Below are 1958 nucleotides of genomic sequence, written 5' to 3' on the forward strand. Positions count from 1 at the left end.
CTTGAACTCGGGACTGTATTTCTTGCGCTTCATGAACACTCCTTCAGCTCGGTGTGAGCTTACTCGAAAGTGTCCGTGCTAACGGGGTAGAACCCGGGCCCTGCAGAGGTAGCCAGAGAGCATTCAGAATGGGAAAACCTGGCGATTCAGGTAGGGGGTCGAGTCCTCCAGAGGCAAGGCTCGGACTGCCGGAAAAGCGCACAAAAGGCATTGAGCGAGGAATGGGCAGCGCGACCGAGGCCAGGCACACGCCGAGCGGAGAGGTGCGGTGCTGCCGCACGAGCCGCTCTCGCGCGACCTGAAAGACCGAAGACCGCAAAAGGCTGCGGCGGGGGCTCCCCTCCGATCGCCAGATCGGTATGGCCCCCACCGCTATTTCTTGGTGCGCAGCCTAGACTGACTGCGCCGCTGAGATCTGGGCGTCGAAGTCCCGGCGTACCTTCATGTAGGTCACCGGATCGTTGATGGCATCCACGGCCAGCAGTTGCTCGCCCGCGTAGTACCACACCGACTGCGCTCCCGGGCGGTTGCCGGACTTGACCTCGATGCGGTCATAGCCCTGGTTGAGGCCGGCAATCTGCAGCTTACACTCGTACTGATCGGACCAGAACCACGGCGTCTTCTTCGCCGGCGGCTCCAGGCCCAGCATCGCGCTGGCGGCCGTCTCACCCTGCTCGATGGCGTTGTGCACCGACTCGATGCGCCGCCTGTTGCCCCCGGCATCAACGACGGTGGCGCAATCGCCGACGGCATAGATCGCAGGGTCGCTGCTGCGACACAGCTCGTCCACCAGCACCCCGTTGTCACAGGCCAGACCGCACGCCTGCGCCAGCTCATCGTTGGCCAAGGCACCGATGCCCGCCAGGACGAAATCGACGCACAGTTCCTGACCGTCCGAGAGCCTCGCCTGAATGCCGTCGACCGTCTCGCTCAGGGACTGGATCCCCACCCCTTCACAAATCTCGACGCCACGACTCAGGTGCAGAGCGCGGAAATATTCCGCGGTCTGCGGCGCCGCCACCCGGCCGAGAATGCGCGGCCCGGCCTCGACCAGGGTCACCTTGAGCCCGGCCTTGCTGGCCGAGGCGGCGAATTCCAGGCCGACATAGCCACCGCCGATCACCAGCACGCGCCTACCCTCCTTCAGCTCATCGCGCAGGCGCAGCGCATCGTCGATACCGCGCAGGGTGTAGCTGCGACTGGTGGCAAGCGACGCCGGCAGTTCGCGAGCGCGCGAGCCGGTGGCCAGCACCAGCCTGTCGTAGGCCAGCCGTTCGCCGCCGGCCAGCCTGACTAGGCGCTGGTCCCGGTCGATGGCAGTGACGGTCTCACCGGTGCGCAGCTCGATCCGCTGGTCGGCGAACCAGGTCTGCGGACGCAGGGCAAGACGCTCGATGGTCAGCTCGCCAGCCAGGAACGCCTTGGACAACGGCGGGCGCTGGTAAGGCAGGTGCGTTTCCGAACCGATCACGGTGATGAGGCTGTCGGCGGACAGCGCTCGCAGCCGGGCAGCACAGGCCATCGCAGCCTGCCCTGCCCCGACGATGACGATGCGCTCAGCCATGGTCAGGCCACCGTCTCGAGGACGATGCCGTCCAGCTCGTCGTTGACGCGGATCTGGCAGCTCAGGCGGCTGCGCGGAGTACGCCCGCCCGGAACCATCTCCAGCAGATCCTCCTCCATCGCGCTCGGCGCGCCGACCTTGGCGTACCACTCCTCGTCCACCACCACGTGGCAGGTGGCGCAGGACATGGCACCGCCGCAGTCACCGTAGATACCGGCCACGTTGGCGTTCACCGCAGCCTCCATCAGACTGACGCCGTTGGGCACCTCCGCGGAAACCGTAGTGCCGTCAAAACATTTGGTTCTTCGCGCGATCTGGGGGAAGTAGTGGTTGACGGTTCGGAGGTTGGTAGATTGGCAGTCGCCAAACAAACCGATCCCCTTCCTCTTCCCCG

At 65.5% G+C, this 1958-nt stretch carries 2 protein-coding genes; both read right to left on the reverse strand.

Going from position 1 to position 1958, the window contains the following annotated elements; all coding sequences use genetic code 11:
* Positions 1-391: 391 nt before the first annotated feature.
* Complete coding sequence (locus H165_RS18885) at positions 392-1564, reverse strand: NAD(P)/FAD-dependent oxidoreductase (RefSeq protein WP_017940313.1); 1173 nt, start codon at positions 1562-1564, stop codon at positions 392-394.
* A gap of 2 nt (positions 1565-1566) precedes the next feature.
* The coding region (locus H165_RS20060; protein WP_248681224.1) for a 2Fe-2S iron-sulfur cluster-binding protein at positions 1567-1958 on the reverse strand (392 nt) is incomplete at its 5' end.

Origin of the sequence: Pseudomonas thermotolerans DSM 14292 (genome assembly GCF_000364625.1) — a bacterium.
Classification (GTDB): domain Bacteria; phylum Pseudomonadota; class Gammaproteobacteria; order Pseudomonadales; family Pseudomonadaceae; genus Aquipseudomonas; species Aquipseudomonas thermotolerans.

What these genes read in the sequence shown, in the direction of transcription:
- H165_RS18885 (WP_017940313.1), bottom strand. Translation starts at nt 1,564, where the DNA reads ATGGCTGAGCGCATCGTCATCGTCGGGGCAGGGCAGGCTGCGATGGCC.